At 63.9% G+C, this 13,960-nt stretch carries 15 protein-coding genes; 6 read left to right on the top strand and 9 right to left on the bottom strand.

Annotation, left to right across the window (positions count from 1 at the left end; genetic code table 11):
• Window positions 1-151: 151 nt before the first annotated feature.
• From HBH1_RS08295 to ugpQ, 4 genes are all read right to left on the bottom strand, one after another.
• Window positions 152-706: an NUDIX domain-containing protein gene (locus HBH1_RS08295; protein ID WP_102662327.1), complete on the bottom strand. Its 555-nt coding sequence runs from the start codon at window positions 704-706 to the stop codon at window positions 152-154.
• Between the two features lie 23 nt (window positions 707-729).
• A complete protein-coding gene (gene alaS, locus HBH1_RS08290) occupies window positions 730-3,354 on the bottom strand; it encodes an alanine--tRNA ligase (protein WP_102662326.1) in 2,625 nt (874 codons plus the stop codon).
• A 356-nt stretch (window positions 3,355-3,710) separates the two neighbouring features.
• Window positions 3,711-3,926, bottom strand: a complete 216-nt coding sequence (locus HBH1_RS08285; protein WP_102662325.1) for a hypothetical protein — start codon at window positions 3,924-3,926, stop codon at window positions 3,711-3,713.
• 245 nt (window positions 3,927-4,171) lie between these two features.
• Window positions 4,172-4,921 carry a glycerophosphodiester phosphodiesterase gene (gene ugpQ, locus HBH1_RS08280; RefSeq protein ID WP_102662324.1) on the bottom strand — a complete coding sequence of 250 codons (750 nt, stop codon included), beginning with the start codon at window positions 4,919-4,921 and terminating at the stop codon, window positions 4,172-4,174.
• 165 nt (window positions 4,922-5,086) lie between these two features.
• Here ugpQ and HBH1_RS08275 point away from each other — a divergent pair, with 165 nt between their 5' ends.
• Genes HBH1_RS08275 through HBH1_RS08265 form a run of 3 tightly spaced genes read left to right on the top strand, consistent with a single transcriptional unit; the run spans window position 5,087 to window position 7,406 of the window.
• Window positions 5,087-5,371 carry a 2TM domain-containing protein gene (locus tag HBH1_RS08275; RefSeq protein WP_102662323.1) on the top strand — a complete coding sequence of 95 codons (285 nt, stop codon included), beginning with the start codon at window positions 5,087-5,089 and terminating at the stop codon, window positions 5,369-5,371.
• Between the two features lie 48 nt (window positions 5,372-5,419).
• Window positions 5,420-6,562: a sensor histidine kinase gene (locus tag HBH1_RS08270; RefSeq protein WP_102662322.1), complete on the top strand. Its 1,143-nt coding sequence runs from the start codon at window positions 5,420-5,422 to the stop codon at window positions 6,560-6,562.
• A 37-nt stretch (window positions 6,563-6,599) separates the two neighbouring features.
• Complete coding sequence (locus HBH1_RS08265) at window positions 6,600-7,406, top strand: LytR/AlgR family response regulator transcription factor (RefSeq protein ID WP_102662321.1); 807 nt, start codon at window positions 6,600-6,602, stop codon at window positions 7,404-7,406.
• Between the two features lie 43 nt (window positions 7,407-7,449).
• On the opposite strand, the gene HBH1_RS25200 is transcribed toward HBH1_RS08265, so the two are convergent.
• Window positions 7,450-7,590 carry a hypothetical protein gene (locus HBH1_RS25200; RefSeq protein WP_166758282.1) on the bottom strand — a complete coding sequence of 47 codons (141 nt, stop codon included), beginning with the start codon at window positions 7,588-7,590 and terminating at the stop codon, window positions 7,450-7,452.
• Between the two features lie 302 nt (window positions 7,591-7,892).
• Here HBH1_RS25200 and HBH1_RS08260 point away from each other — a divergent pair, with 302 nt between their 5' ends.
• Entirely contained in the window at window positions 7,893-9,644 is a 1,752-nt protein-coding gene (locus HBH1_RS08260) for a glutamine--tRNA ligase/YqeY domain fusion protein (protein WP_102662320.1), read from the top strand.
• Window positions 9,645-9,765: 121 nt separating this feature from the next.
• The gene (locus HBH1_RS08255; protein WP_006464310.1) at window positions 9,766-10,128 is read left to right on the top strand and encodes a hypothetical protein; all 363 of its coding nucleotides are present in this window, start codon (window positions 9,766-9,768) and stop codon (window positions 10,126-10,128) included.
• A gap of 94 nt (window positions 10,129-10,222) precedes the next feature.
• On the opposite strand, the gene HBH1_RS08250 is transcribed toward HBH1_RS08255, so the two are convergent.
• The 4 genes from HBH1_RS08250 to HBH1_RS24870 form a co-directional block, all read right to left on the bottom strand.
• Window positions 10,223-11,236, bottom strand: coding sequence for a transporter (locus HBH1_RS08250; RefSeq protein WP_102662319.1), 1,014 nt, complete (start codon window positions 11,234-11,236; stop codon window positions 10,223-10,225).
• 137 nt (window positions 11,237-11,373) lie between these two features.
• Entirely contained in the window at window positions 11,374-11,607 is a 234-nt protein-coding gene (locus tag HBH1_RS08245) for a hypothetical protein (RefSeq protein WP_102662318.1), read from the bottom strand.
• 283 nt (window positions 11,608-11,890) lie between these two features.
• The gene (locus HBH1_RS08240; protein WP_102662317.1) at window positions 11,891-13,186 is read right to left on the bottom strand and encodes a solute carrier family 23 protein; all 1,296 of its coding nucleotides are present in this window, start codon (window positions 13,184-13,186) and stop codon (window positions 11,891-11,893) included.
• A gap of 74 nt (window positions 13,187-13,260) precedes the next feature.
• Complete coding sequence (locus tag HBH1_RS24870; protein ID WP_146012831.1) at window positions 13,261-13,536, bottom strand: hypothetical protein; 276 nt, start codon at window positions 13,534-13,536, stop codon at window positions 13,261-13,263.
• On the opposite strand from HBH1_RS24870, the gene HBH1_RS08235 reads away from it, so the two are divergent.
• Window positions 13,535-13,837 carry an antibiotic biosynthesis monooxygenase family protein gene (locus tag HBH1_RS08235; RefSeq protein ID WP_102662316.1) on the top strand — a complete coding sequence of 101 codons (303 nt, stop codon included), beginning with the start codon at window positions 13,535-13,537 and terminating at the stop codon, window positions 13,835-13,837. The genes HBH1_RS24870 and HBH1_RS08235 overlap by 2 nt on opposite strands.
• Window positions 13,838-13,960: the final 123 nt, after the last annotated feature.

Genomic DNA, 13,960 nt, shown 5'->3' with positions numbered 1-13,960 from the left:
ACTCAAAATGGATCACGACGAAAACGATTTTACTGCAAAATGCGCCGACTTGATGCATTGCACAAGTTCTGTTGTTTTCGCCGCACTAAGCTTGTGCAGAAGCAAGCTTTTTGCAGCAACGGGCGTCGGCACCGCTTTGTTGTCGCCTTGATTACTTCAGCACCACCGGCGCCTCGATGGGCGTAGTGGAACCGGCAAACTCCACATACTGCACCGGCAGATCGCGCTGACGCATCCAGTCGGCCACGGCATGACCGGTACCGGCCGGCCAGGGTCGCAGGTCGGCCGGGGCCGACAGGCGATACTCCACCAGCTCCGGCGAGAGCTTGATGACCCCGCTGGCCTTGACGTAGTAGGCGATGATCAGCTCGTTCTTGCGCATGAATTCATAGACACCGATCAGCTCGATGTACTGGGCGTCCAGATCGGTCTCTTCCTTCAGTTCGCGGGCAATGCCCTGCTCGGGCGTCTCGTCGCGTTCCATGAAACCGGTGATGAGGGCAAAGCGCCCCTCAGCCCAGGCGGCATTGCGTGCCGTCAACATCTTGCCGTCGATTTCCACCAGCGCGGCCAGCACCGGCAAGGGGTTGTCCCAATGCGTCCAGTGACCGTCGGGGCAGGCCAGGCGGAGCTTGCCCGCCTCGCCTTCATCGGCGCGCAGCACCAGCGATGCTGCGCAGACCGGGCAGAACTTGAAATCGCTCATGAGTGCTCCGCGCCGGTGTCAGCTTACAGCTTGGACTGGACCCAGCCCGCCACGCCCTGCAGGGCGCCCGGGAGGGCCGCCGGCTCGGTACCACCGGCCTGGGCCATGTCGGGACGCCCCCCCCCCTTGCCGCCCACCTGCTGGGCGACGAAGTTGACCAGTTCGCCGGCCTTCACCTTGGCGGTGGCATCGGCCGTCACACCCGCGATCAGGCTCACCTTGCCATCCTTGACGCTACCCAGCACGATGGCGGCGGTCTTGAGCTTGTCTTTCAACTTGTCCATGGTCTCGCGCAGGGTCGCCACGTCGGCGCCTTCCAGCGTTGCTGCCAACACCTTGATACCGTTGATGTCGACGGCCTGGCTCACCAGTTCGTCGCCCTGGCTGGAAGCCAGCTTGGACTTCAGCGATGCCAGCTCCTTTTCCAGCGCCTTGACCTGATCCTGCACCTGGCCGATGCGCGGCAACAGTTCTTCCGGCTGGGTCTTCAGGGCGGCAGCGGCCTCGGCCACCCGGGCCGACAGCGACTGCACCAGCGCCAGCGCGCCTTCGCCGGTGACCGCTTCAACCCGGCGGATGCCGGCCGCGACGCCACCTTCGGAGACGATCTTGAACAGGCCGATATCACCGGTACGGGTCACGTGGGTACCACCGCACAGTTCGGTGGAAGTACCGATGGAGAGCACGCGCACCTGGTCGCCATACTTTTCACCGAACAGCGCCATGGCGCCGGCGGCAATCGCATCGTCGTATCCCATCAGCTGGGCGCCGGTGGCGACGTTGGCCAGCACTTCGCGGTTGACGATGTCTTCCACGCGACGGATTTCGTCGGCGGTCATCGGCGCGTTGTGGCTGAAGTCGAAACGGGTCTTGTCGGCATCCACCAGCGAACCCTTCTGCGACACATGCGAACCCAGCACTTCACGCAGGGCCTTGTGCATCAGGTGGGTGGCCGAGTGGTTGCGCATGGTGCGCGCGCGCTGGTCGGCATCGACCTTGGCCTCGACAGTGTCGCCGATGGCCAGGCTACCCTTGATCAGTTGACCATGGTGACCGAACACATCGGCCTGGATCTTGTGCGTATCGGCCACGGCGAACAGGGCATTGGCCGCTTCCAGCGCACCGGCATCCCCCGACTGGCCGCCGGATTCGGCGTAGAACGGGGTGGTATCGAGCACCACGATGGCGTCCTGGCCGGCCTCGATCTTCTGCACCGGGCTGCCGGCCACGTACAGCGCCACCACCTTGGCCTGCTGGGCCAGGGATTCGTAACCGACGAAGCGGGTCTTGTCACCGGTGTATTCGATGGCGGCTGCCATCTTGAACTTGCCGGCGGCGCGGGCGGCGCTCTTCTGGCGTTCCATGGCGGCGTTGAAGCCGGCCTCATCCAGTTCGACATTGCGCTCGCGGCAGATGTCGGCGGTGAGGTCCAGCGGGAAACCGTAGGTGTCGTACAGGGTGAAGGCAGTCTCGCCGTCCAGCTTGCCGGTATTGGCAGCCAGTGCGGCTTCCAGGATCTTCATGCCGTGTTCCAGGGTTTCGCCGAAACGTTCTTCTTCCTGCTTCAGGACCATCTCGACGCGCTCGGCGGCTTCCGGCAGTTCCGGATAGGCGGCGCCCATCTGCAGCACCAGGTCCTTGACCAGCTTGTGGAAGAACGGCTTGGTCTGGCCCAGCTTGTGCCCATGACGCAGGGCGCGGCGGATGATACGGCGCAGCACGTAGCCGCGACCTTCATTGCCGGGGATGACGCCGTCGACGATCAGGAAGGAAGTCGCGCGAATGTGGTCGGCGATCACGCGCAGCGAGGCGTTGGACAGGTCGCTGATGCCGGTTTCGCGGGCAGCCGCCTTGATCAGTGCCTGGAACAGGTCGATCTCGTAGTTGCTGTGCACATGCTGCAGGATGGCCGCCAGGCGCTCCAGGCCCATGCCGGTATCGACGCAGGGCGCCGGCAGCGGGGTCAGGGTGTATTCGCCGGTGGCCGCATCGAGCTGGCGGTCGAACTGCATGAACACGTTGTTCCAGATTTCAATGTAGCGGTCGCCGTCGGCGTCCGGGCTACCCGGGGGGCCGCCCCAGACGTCCGGGCCGTGATCGTAGAAGATTTCCGAACAGGGGCCGCAGGGGCCGGTCTCGGCCATCTGCCAGAAGTTGTCGGAGGCATAGGGCGCACCCTTGTTGTCGCCGATGCGCACCACGCGCTCCGGCGGCAGGCCGATTTCCTTGGTCCAGATGTCGTAGGCCTCGTCATCGGTCTGGTAGACCGTGGCCCAGAGCTTGTCGGCCGGCAGGCCATAGACCTGGGTCAGCAGTTCCCAGGCCCACTTCAGCGATTCGCGCTTGAAGTAGTCGCCGAAGGACCAGTTGCCCAGCATTTCGAAGAAGGTATGGTGGCGCGCGGTGTAGCCGACGTTTTCCAGGTCGTTGTGCTTGCCGCCGGCGCGCAGGCAGCGCTGCACGGAAGTGGCGCGCACGTAGTTGCGCTTGTCGGTGCCCAGGAACACGTCCTTGAACTGAACCATGCCCGAATTGGTGAACAGCAGGGTCGGGTCATTGCCCGGCACCAGGCTGGAGGAACGGACGATGGTGTGTTCTTTGGATTCAAAGAATTTCAGAAACTTGTCGCGAATTTCGGCTGAGTTCATGTTCGAAGACGGATAAATGGACCTGATGCCGCCGGAAAGCGGCAGATTCGGCCCGGATGATAGTCGGTGCAAAAAACGATTGCGAACCGATGATTATACGTGATCCGGCGCCGATGGGCGGGCTTCAAGGGTCCCCCGGGCAGCCTCGTGCAAGCTCATGCAGGCGCCATCAGCTCGCCGTGACGACCCGCAACGACGGACGAAAAAAAACCCGCCGGGATGACCCCGGACGGGTTACAGGTTCGGCTGACCCGGTACTGCGCGCTACCCTGCGCCCCCCGGTCCTTAACAATGTCAGCCTGACCTTCCGGTAAAGCAGGTCGCCGGCCAGGTTTTCCGGCCGGCGGCAACCGCGATCAGGCGCCCTTGTTGATGGGCATGGCCGGCGCGGCCTTCTTGGCGTGCTTCTTGTGCTTCTTCTGCTTTTTCTTGGCGTGCTTCTTGTGCTTCTTGTGAGCAGGCTTGGCGGCCGGCGCCTCGGCTGCGGGAGCCGCTGCCGGTGCGGGCTGGGCCATGACCGGCATGGCGAAGGCGGCGACGAGTACGGCGGCCAGCAGTTTGTTGATCTTCATCGTTTTCCTCTATCTCTCAGTGTTGTGTGCTCCACAAGTCCACCGGCGTGCTCACGGGCGCCGGCCTTGTGTTTCCTTAACGCAGGGCTTTTGCGGGACGTTGACAGCATCCTGACAACTTTGGCTGACACCGTCGACCGCAGGGAAATCATAGCGGGCGAGCCATGATTCAGTCCGCCGGTAAGAGCGCGATTTGCCGTTCATTTCCACGCTGCGCGATGCCCGCTCGCAAGAGTCTGCCCCGTTCACGCTGCCCAGGCATCGGCGGCGATCAGGTCGATGCGGTCGGTGCAGAAGGCATCCACGCCCCAGGCGCGGATTTCAGCGGCACGTGCCGTATCGTTGACGGTGTAGCAGAACAAGCTCACGCCAGCATCCTTGACGCTGGCCGCCAGGGCCGGGGTCAGGTGCTTGTGGTTGGTATGCAGGGCGACCGCCTGCAACTGCGCCAGGCGCTGCTGCCAGTCTTCCGGGATCACATCCACCAGGAAGCCGCGTGGCAACTGCGGCGCGGTCTCCTGCGCTGCCAGCAGGGCCTCGAACGAGAACGAGGACAGCACCGGCAAGGCGGCCCCGGTGACACCGGCAAAGCGCCGCGCCACCGCCTGCGCGGTCAGCTCGGCGGTGCGCCGCGCATGTTCCGGCGCGGCCGGCTTGATCTCGACGTTCATCCAGATGCCCTGTTCCAGGCAGAAATCCAGGCACTGCTCCAGGGTGCAAATGCGCTCGCCGGCAAAGGCGGGGGCACGCCAGGCACCGGCTTCCAGCTCGCGCAGCTCGGCCCAGTCGGTCTCGGCGATGCGCCCGCTGCCGGGCAGGGTGCGCCCGCGCTGGGGATCGTGCATCAGGATCGGGACCTCATCCCGGGTGAGCATGACATCGAACTCCACTGCACGATAACCGTGCTGCAGACCGGCGCGAAAACCGGCCAGCGTGTTTTCCGGCGCCAGCGTGCCGCCGCCGCGATGAGCAAGAATCCTGGGATAGGGCCACATGAAGTTCTCCGAAGGGTGGGCCGCATAAGGTAGTGCAGATCAGGCCGCGCTTCAAGCATCCGGCACCCGCGCTGCTACCGTTGGTCGCAAGGCGCTGGCCCCGCACCCTGCCGGCGCGCATGCTGCGGGCATGATCCACCCACGCAGCCAGACAAGGAGAGCGCCATGCGAGATACCGAGCTTCACAGCGACACCACCCATCCCGACTACCTGTGCGCCGAGCGGCGCGTGACGCGCCAGCTGGGCTTTTTCCGGCATCTGGCGATCTACCTGGTGGTCAATGCCGGGCTGATGCTGGCCAACCTGCTCACCCCGCATCCTCACTGGTGGAGCATCGGGCCTCTCCTTGGCTGGGGAATCGGGGTACTATTCCACGCCTTGAGCGTATTCGGGTGCTTTCCCGCCGACTGGAAAAAGGCGATGATCGCGCGCGAACTGCGTCGCCGCTGAGCGGGCAGCGCGCCCCTCGGCCGCTTGTTTGCACTCTCCCAGGACCGCATGACCCCACACGATACTTCCGTCCCGCCCCGCCTGCTCCTGCTGCTGCGCGAACTGGCGCTGGCCCTGCTGCCCACGCTGGTGATCAACCTGCTGTGCGCGCTGGCCGTCACCTACCTGCTGCGCATCGGCGGCAGCTTCTATGAAAACCTGCAGGTATCGATGTGCATCGGCCTGCTCGCCATGCTGTTCATCAACGGCAGCCGCCTGCTGCTGTGGGGCAATGAGGCGCCCAACAAGCTGGGCATGCTGCTGGTGATCGTGGTGATGGCACCGCTGGCGGTGCTGCTGGGCCGGGTACTGGCCAGCCTCTTGATGGGCCAGCCCATCCTGAGCCTGGTGCCGGAGCACAGCGACAACATCATCGCGGTCATCGTGCTGACCTTCCTGGTCTGTTTCGGCGCCACCCTGTTCTTCTGGAACCGCCAGAAGATGGCCGCCCTGGAAGCCCACGCCACCCAGGTCGAGAAGCAGGCCGTGCAGGCCCAGCTGCAGATGCTGCAAGCCCAGATCGAACCGCACATGCTGTTCAATACCCTGGCCACGCTGCAGTCGCTGATCAGCACCGATCCGCTGCAGGCCGAGCTGATGCTCAACCAGCTGGTGCAATACCTGCGCACCACCCTGTCGGCCTCGCGCGCCGACAGCACCTCGCTGCAAAAGGAATTCGACCTGATCAAGGCCTATCTGGGATTGATGTCGCTGCGCATGGGCATGCGCCTGTCCTACACCCTGCAATTGCCGGAACACCTGGGCCGCCTCAGGCTGGCACCGATGCTGCTGCAGCCCCTGGTCGAAAACGCCATCAAGCACGGCCTCGAACCCAAGGTCGACGGCGGCAACTGCACCGTGCGCGCCGCCGTGCATAACGACATGCTGGTCCTGAGCGTGCTCGATACCGGTGCCGGCCTGCCCACCAGCATCAGCCTGAACCAGCCACCACCGCAGAAAGAACCGGTGATCGGCATGCATTTCGGCCTGGACAATATCCGCGAACGTCTGGTCACGCTCTATGGCCCGCTGGCCGAACTGATCATCACCCACAACGTCCCGGCCGGCGCCATGGCGCAGATCACCATCCCGCTGAAGGCACTCAAGAGCGCCCACCGCACCACGCGCCACAACCGCGCCCTTGATGCCTAAAAACCTTGTCTGAAGAATCCTTCACTCCGGAGCCATCATGGCCGTCCCTACAGCGCTGATCGCCGAAGACGAACCCCTGCTGGCCCAGGCGCTCCGGCAGGCACTGGCCCAGGCCTGGCCGGCACTGGCACCGCCGCAACTGGCGGCCAATGGCATCGAGGCGCTGGAGCTGACGCTGGCGACCCTGCCCGATGTGCTGTTTCTGGATATCCGGATGCCCGGACTGAGCGGACTGGAAGTGGCGGCGCAACTGGGGGAGGAATGGCCGGCGCAGCGGCCCTTCCCGCTGCTGGTGTTCGTGACGGCCTATGACGACTATGCAGTGCAGGCCTTTGAACGCGCCGCCGTCGACTACCTGCTCAAACCGGTCACCCGCGAACGCCTGGCGGTGACGGTCGGGCGCCTGCAAACCCTGCTGGCCCAGCGCGCCGCCAGCAGTCAGGAGGCCCACCTGGAGCACGCCCTGGCGCAGTTGCGCGCGCTGGCCCTGCCCGCTCCCGGCGACCAGCCACCCCGGCTGGACTTCATCCGCGCCGCCGTGGGCAGCCGGGTGAGGATGATCCCGGTACAGGACGTGTTGTACTTCGAAGCCACCGACAAATACGTCAACGTGGTCACCGCCGAGGGCGAGGCCCTGATCCGTACCAGCCTGCGGGAACTGATCCCGCAACTGGACCCGCAGCAGTTCTGGCAGGTCCATCGCGGCATCGTGGTCCAGGCCCGTCAGATACAGGCCGCGCAGCGCGACGAAGCGGGCAAGCTGTGGCTCACCCTGCATGGCCGATCTGACGGCCAGCGGCTGCCGGTGAGTCGCCTCTTCGCCCATCTGTTCAGGCAGATGTAATCCCGGCCAGTACGGGGAATATCAACGACCGATCGGCGGCCGATCAGCGCCCGTAGTAATAACCCGGGCCGTAGTAAGGACGGTAATAGTGTGGTTGCGGCGGTCCGGCCGGCACCACCACGCAGGCCGAGAGGGTTGCTGCCGCCACGCTGGCGGCGACGACCAGTTTGATCAGTCGATTCATGATTGCGCTCCTTTTTCTTGTCCGCCCCTGCCTGCAAGGGGTCCGGAATGTTCACTTGACCCGGCACGCTGCCAAGTCATGGGCGCAGATTGCCAGCCGCCCCTCCTGACAGGTAATTCCCACCCGTATCTTGTGTAACAAGAAAAGTGTCTCCCAAGGCAATCAGCCTGATCACCAAGCTGGACCATGCGTTGTCTCCCGGCAAAAAATCTGGCCCTGGCAGCCGCAAAGCCCGTTGAAATCGGGCACGTGCGGTAAAATGCTTGCCATCTGAATAAACAGGCATTCCTCCGATTCATCTCATGAGCAACGAACTGAAAAACGGTCACACCCCTGCCCCCTCCACCAATTTCCTGCGCGGCATCATCGAATCCGATCTGGTTTCCGGCACCTACGCCGAGCGCAGCAACGGTCAGGGCGAGGCCCTGCCGCAGGTGGTGACCCGTTTTCCGCCCGAGCCCAACGGCTACCTGCACATCGGCCACGCCAAGTCGATCTGCCTGAACTTCGGCCTGGCCGCCGACTACGCCGGCCGCTGCCACATGCGTTTCGACGACACCAACCCGGAAAAGGAAGAGCAGGAGTACGTCGACACCATCCTCGACTCGGTCAAGTGGCTGGGCTTTTCCTGGGAGCACGACGGCAAGTCGCACCTGTACTACGCCAGCAACTACTTCGACGTCATGTACGCCTGCGCCCAGGCGCTGATCCGCAAGGGCCTGGCCTATGTGGACGAGCAGAACGCCGAGCAGATGCGCGAGAACCGCGGCACCCTCACCGAACCCGGCAAGAACTCGCCCTGGCGGGACCGCCCGGCCGAGGAATCGCTGCGCCTGTTCGATGAAATGCGCGACGGCAAGCATCCCGACGGCTCGCTGATCCTGCGCGCCAAGATCGACATGGCCAGCCCCAACATGAACCTGCGCGATCCGGCCATCTACCGCATCCGCCATGCCACCCACCACAATACCGGCGACAAGTGGCGCGTCTACCCGATGTACACCTTCGCGCATCCGATCGAGGACGCGCTGGAAAACATCTCCCACTCCATCTGCACCCTGGAGTTCGAAGACCAGCGCCCCTTCTACGACTGGCTGCTGGAGCAACTGGCCGAGGAAGGTTTCTTCAAGAAGCCGCTGCCGCACCAGTACGAATTCGCCCGCCTGAACCTGACCTACATCATCACCAGCAAGCGCAAGCTGCGCCAGCTGGTGGATGAAAAGATCGTCTCCGGCTGGGACGACCCGCGCATGCCCACCATCGTCGGCCTGCGTCGTCGCGGCTATACCCCGGAAGCGATCCGCCTGATGTGCGACCGCACCGGCGCCTCCAAGAACAACAGCTGGATCGACTTCAGCGTGCTCGAAGGCGCACTGCGCGAAGACCTCGACCCCAAGGCCCCGCGCGCGGTGGCCGTGCTGCGTCCGTTGAAGCTGATCATCGACAACTTCCCCGAAGGCGTGTCCATCGATTGCAGCGCCCCGGTCTATCCGCCGGCGCACCCGGAACACGACACCGCCCACCGTCACTTCCCCATCACCCGGGAACTGTGGATCGAACGCGAAGACTTCATGGAAGTGCCGACCAAGGGCTACTTCCGCCTCTTCCCCGGCAACAAGGTGCGCCTGCGCTACGGTTACGTGGTCGAATGCACCGGCTGCGACAAGGACGAGCACGGCAACGTCATCGCCGTCCACTGCAACTACTTCGAAGACAGCAAGAGCGGCACCGAAGGCAGCTCCAACTACAAGGTCAAGGGCAACCTGCACTGGGTCAGCGCGGACCACGCCCTGGCCACCGAAGTGCGCCTGTACGACCGCCTCTTCTCGGACCCGCATCCGGATGCCGGCGGCAAGGACTTCCTGGCAGCCTTGAATCCGAACTCCAAGGAAGTCATCACCGCCTACCTGGAGCCGACCCTGAAGAACGCCAAGCCGGGCGAGATCTACCAGTTCGAACGCCACGGCTACTTCGTGGCCGACCGCGTCGACTCGACCGAAGGCCAGCCGATCTTCAACCGCGCGGTCACGCTCAAGGACAGCTGGGGCAAGTAATCCCGGTATTCCGGGGAACCGGCCGCAAGGCCACGCGGGCGGCGCCATGCGCTACGCCGTCCGTGCACGGGAAGGCGCAGCGGCGTGGACAACTCCACGCGGACGAGCAAGGGGAAGGCTCATGTTCGAGCAGATCAAGATCCAGCGCATGTCGATGGCGTCCATCTACAAGCTGCTGGCCATCGGCACCACGTTTTCGCTGGTACCGTTTTCGACCCTGATGGGGGTCTTGTCGTTATTCGGCGCCCAGACCATCACCTGGGACGGCAAGCACCTGATCGGTTATGACGGCCTGATCGCCTCACCCTTCATCGGGCTGTTCCTCTCGGGCTTCATCACCCTGTTCCTGGGCACGCTCTGCACCATCGGCCTGTGGCTGTACTCGCTGTGGCGCCCGCTGTCGTTGCGGGTGGAAGCAGTGGACAACCTGGACATCGACAAGCTGATCCGCGAGAGCGAGGAAGCCATGGCAGCACGCGACTGAAACGCTGCAGGCGCCGGCCGCAGCTGAAGCGCCCAAAGCGCCTCAAGCGCACAAGGCACCTCGAGCACCTCAAGCGCCATCTGGAAGATCTTCCTCAGAAGATCTTCATCCACCGCAGGAAGGCCACGGTCGCCACCCCCAGGCCACCCATGAGCCCCATCACGATCCAGAACGAGGTCTCGTCATGCAGACCCGGCAGACCTGCCACGTTCATCCCGAAAATCCCCGACACCAGCGTGGCCGGCATCAACAATGCGGTCAGGATCGAGAGCGCCATCAGGTTGCGGTTCATCTGCTCCGACATCTGCGACGCAATCTCTTCCTGCAGCAGCTTGGCACGCTCATAGACCGCTTCCACGGTGGCATGCAGTTCGTTGAGTTCGTCCAGTGCATGGGTCAGGTCTTCCAGCGCCTCGCGCGGCACCCAGGACGGCCGCAAGCGCTGGAACTGCGCCAGGATGCGGCGCTCCGGCGCGATGAAGCGCCGCAGCTCGGCCAGCTGTCGGCGAATCCCGGAGAGCTCGGCCCGGTCTTCGGCCCGGCGATCCGAGAGCACCGAAAACTCGATGTCGTCCACCTTGTCGTTGAGCTTGTCCAGGCGCGCATTGAATCCGTCGGCCAGGCAGCGCAGCAGCTCGGCGAAGAGGTCCATGGGATTGTCGAAATCGCCGCCGTCCAACACCTTCTGGCGCAGCATGTTGGTGGAAATCAGCGGCTGGGTACGCAGCGTCAGGAGGCGCGTGCGGTCCAGGTAGAAATGCAGCGCCCCCTTCTCGGTACCGGTGTCGCCGATCTCCATCTTCATGTCGGTCAAGGTGCCGTAGACGCCGTCGGGCGTGGCATGCAGGCCCGGATGGGTGTCGCTGCTGAGCAGGAATTCGGTGATGTATTCGGGGATGCCGCTGTGGTGGGCCAGCCATTGCTGGATCTTCACGTCGGCCGTCTTCACGTGCAGCCAGCTAAAGGCCGGCGCGACCGGATGATCATCGACCACCTCGTTCCAGTTCATCTGCCGGGCACGGCCCTCCTCGAAACGGAAGGAGCAGATGAATCCGGCCGGCTCGTAGAGCAGGTGCAAGGCTTGCGGCGTATCCGGCGGATTGTGCATGAGCGGCCAGTCAGGAAAGAGGGCAATCGAAAACCCCGCATTCTAACGACCGTCTTTGACAGATTTGTGACAGCGCCGTGACGATGCCAGGGCGCGTCCCGGCCGCATCCGGGCCGCCTCAGCCGATCCTCAGCCGATCAATAGTTGAAGTTGCGATTGGCCCAGGCTTCGCGGGCGGCTTCGCAGACCTTGATCTGGGCCTGGTTCATGCCCGATGTGCCGTTGAGCTGGCATTGGTCGGACACCGACTTGGCCTCGTCCATATGCTGGCGGAAATAGGCGTAGTCCTTCTTGCCGGCCAAGGCGTCACAGGCCGACAGCAAAGGAAGGGCGATGCACAGCAAGGCTGGCAGGCGGATGGCGGAGTTCATGCGGTGATTCCCCTGATAAGCGAGCCTGGCAAGAGACCTGGCCCGACGATGTGCAGCAGCCTGTCCCGGCCTCCTGCCCGGCCCCCCGGGGCCATGGCGGCGACGCTGCGCTGCAACGCGCCAAAGTATAGACAGCAAACGGAGATTGCTCAACGGAAATTTTCACAAAATCTCCGCCATATCCGAACATTCAGTACGAACAGAACATCAAGGCCGATCCCCGCGACCGGCCTGGTCCGAACCGGCCTCTTCCTTCCCGCCCACACGCATTGTCAGGATGGAATCAACCCCGACGCTTGAGCAGCGCATGCAGGATGATCGCCCCGAAGGTGGCGGTACCGATGCCACCCAGCGCGAAGCCGCCCAGCTTGAGGGTGAAGTCGCCCGCGCCCAGCACCAGGGTCACGGCCGCCACGATCAGGTTGGTATTGTTGGAGAAATCGACCTTGTTCTCGACCCAGATACGGGCGCCGGACACGGTAATGAGACCGAACACCACGATCGACACACCGCCCAGCACCGCCCCGGGGATGGTCAGGATCACCGCGCCGAACTTGGGCGAGAAGCCCAGCAGGATGGCGATCACCGCCGCCACCACGAACACCAGGGTGGAGTAGATCTTGGTCACGGCCATCACGCCGATGTTCTCGGCATAGGTGGTCACGCCGGTGCCGCCGACGCTACCCGAAAGCATGGTCGCCAGGCCGTCACCGATGAAGGCGCGACCGATGTAGCGGTCCAGGTTCTGGCCGGTCATGGCCGAGACGGCCTTGATGTGACCCAGGTTCTCGGCCACCAGGATGATCGCTACCGGAGCCAGCAAGGCCATCGCGCCGGCCTGGAACACCGGAGTGGCAAAGTGCGGCACGCCGAACCAGGCGGCATTGGCCACGCTGGCAAAGTCGATCGGCTTGCCCAGGCCCAGGCCATTGGCCAGCACTGCATACAGCACATAGGCCAGCAGCAGCCCGACCAAAATCAGCAGGCGCTGCAGCATGCCACGCGTAAACACGGCGACGAAGCCCACGCACAGCACGGTGGCCAGTGCCATCCAGCTGTCGAAATTGCTGCCCGAGACGCCCTTGACCGCGATCGGCGCCAGGTTCAGACCGATCACCGCCACCACCGCACCGGTCACCACCGGCGGCATCAGCGACTCGATCCAGCGGGTACCGACGCCGGCCACGATCAGGCCGATCACCGCATACACCGCACCGCAGGCGATGATGCCGCCGAGCGCCACGCCCAGGTTGGCATTGGCACCGGAACCGGCATAACCGGTCACCGCAATGACCAGGCCGATGAAGGAAAAGCTGGACCCCAGGTAGCTCGGCACGCGGCCGCCCACCAGCAGGAAGAACAGCAGCGTACCGACGCCGGACATCAGGATCGCCAGGTTGGGATCGAAGCCCATGAGCAGCGGCGCCAGCACGGTCGAACCGAACATGGCCACCACGTGCTGCACCCCCATGGCCAGGGTCTGTGGCGCAGGCAGCCGCTCGTCGGCGGCGATCACGGCACCCTGGCCGTCAGTGGTGCTTTGGCGCAGCCGCCATTGGGGGAAATACGAACCCGACATGGAGATCCCTTTCGTTGTAGATTTGTTTTGATTTTTAGGTGGATAGAACGGGAGGTAGTGTATTGAGCGCGGCCTCAAATAACAATTGCTGCGGCGCGTGGACGCAAAATAAATCCGTAAAAGATTTCGGCATCCACATGGCTTGCCGCCAGACGGTGCAAAAAACCTGCGCGCACCATGACGACGCCCCAAAACAGGCCGCCGCAGGCCGCGCGTGAAAGCTTTTCAGCCGACCACAAATTCCATTGAACGCCGGCCTCCGGGGAAAATGTGATAATCGTGCGGCCCGCCGACGCACCACGGCGCCGGCGCTCACCCTCGACTACGCACTGCACAATGGAGAACCACATGATCCTGGAACTGGCGGACATCCGCATCCAACCCGGCAAGCAAGCCGAATTCGACGACGCCATCCAGCGCGGCCTGGCGCAGACCATCAGCAAGGCCACCGGCTATCTCGGCCACAAGGTGCAAAAGGGCGTCGAATCGCCAGAGCGCTACCTGCTCATGGTGTACTGGGCCACCCTGGAAAACCATACCGTGGACTTCCGCGAATCGCCCGCCTTTACCGAATGGCGCGGCATCGTCGGCCCCTTCTTCGCCGGCGCCCCGCAGGTGGAGCATTTCTCGCTGCTGACCGAATCGGTCTAAGCCCGCCCCCCTGATCGTCGGCAGCACCAGCACCACCGCATTGCCACCCTCTGCAGCGCCTCCAACCGGGGCGCTGCGGAACGTTTGCGACTCGTCCCGGACTAACCGGGCAGACCCAAGAGC

Source organism: Herbaspirillum sp. BH-1 (assembly GCF_002870055.1).
Lineage (GTDB): Bacteria > Pseudomonadota > Gammaproteobacteria > Burkholderiales > Burkholderiaceae_D > Herbaspirillum > Herbaspirillum frisingense.
Note: the sequence above shows the minus strand (reverse complement) of the source record. Positions and strands in the feature narration are given on the sequence as shown.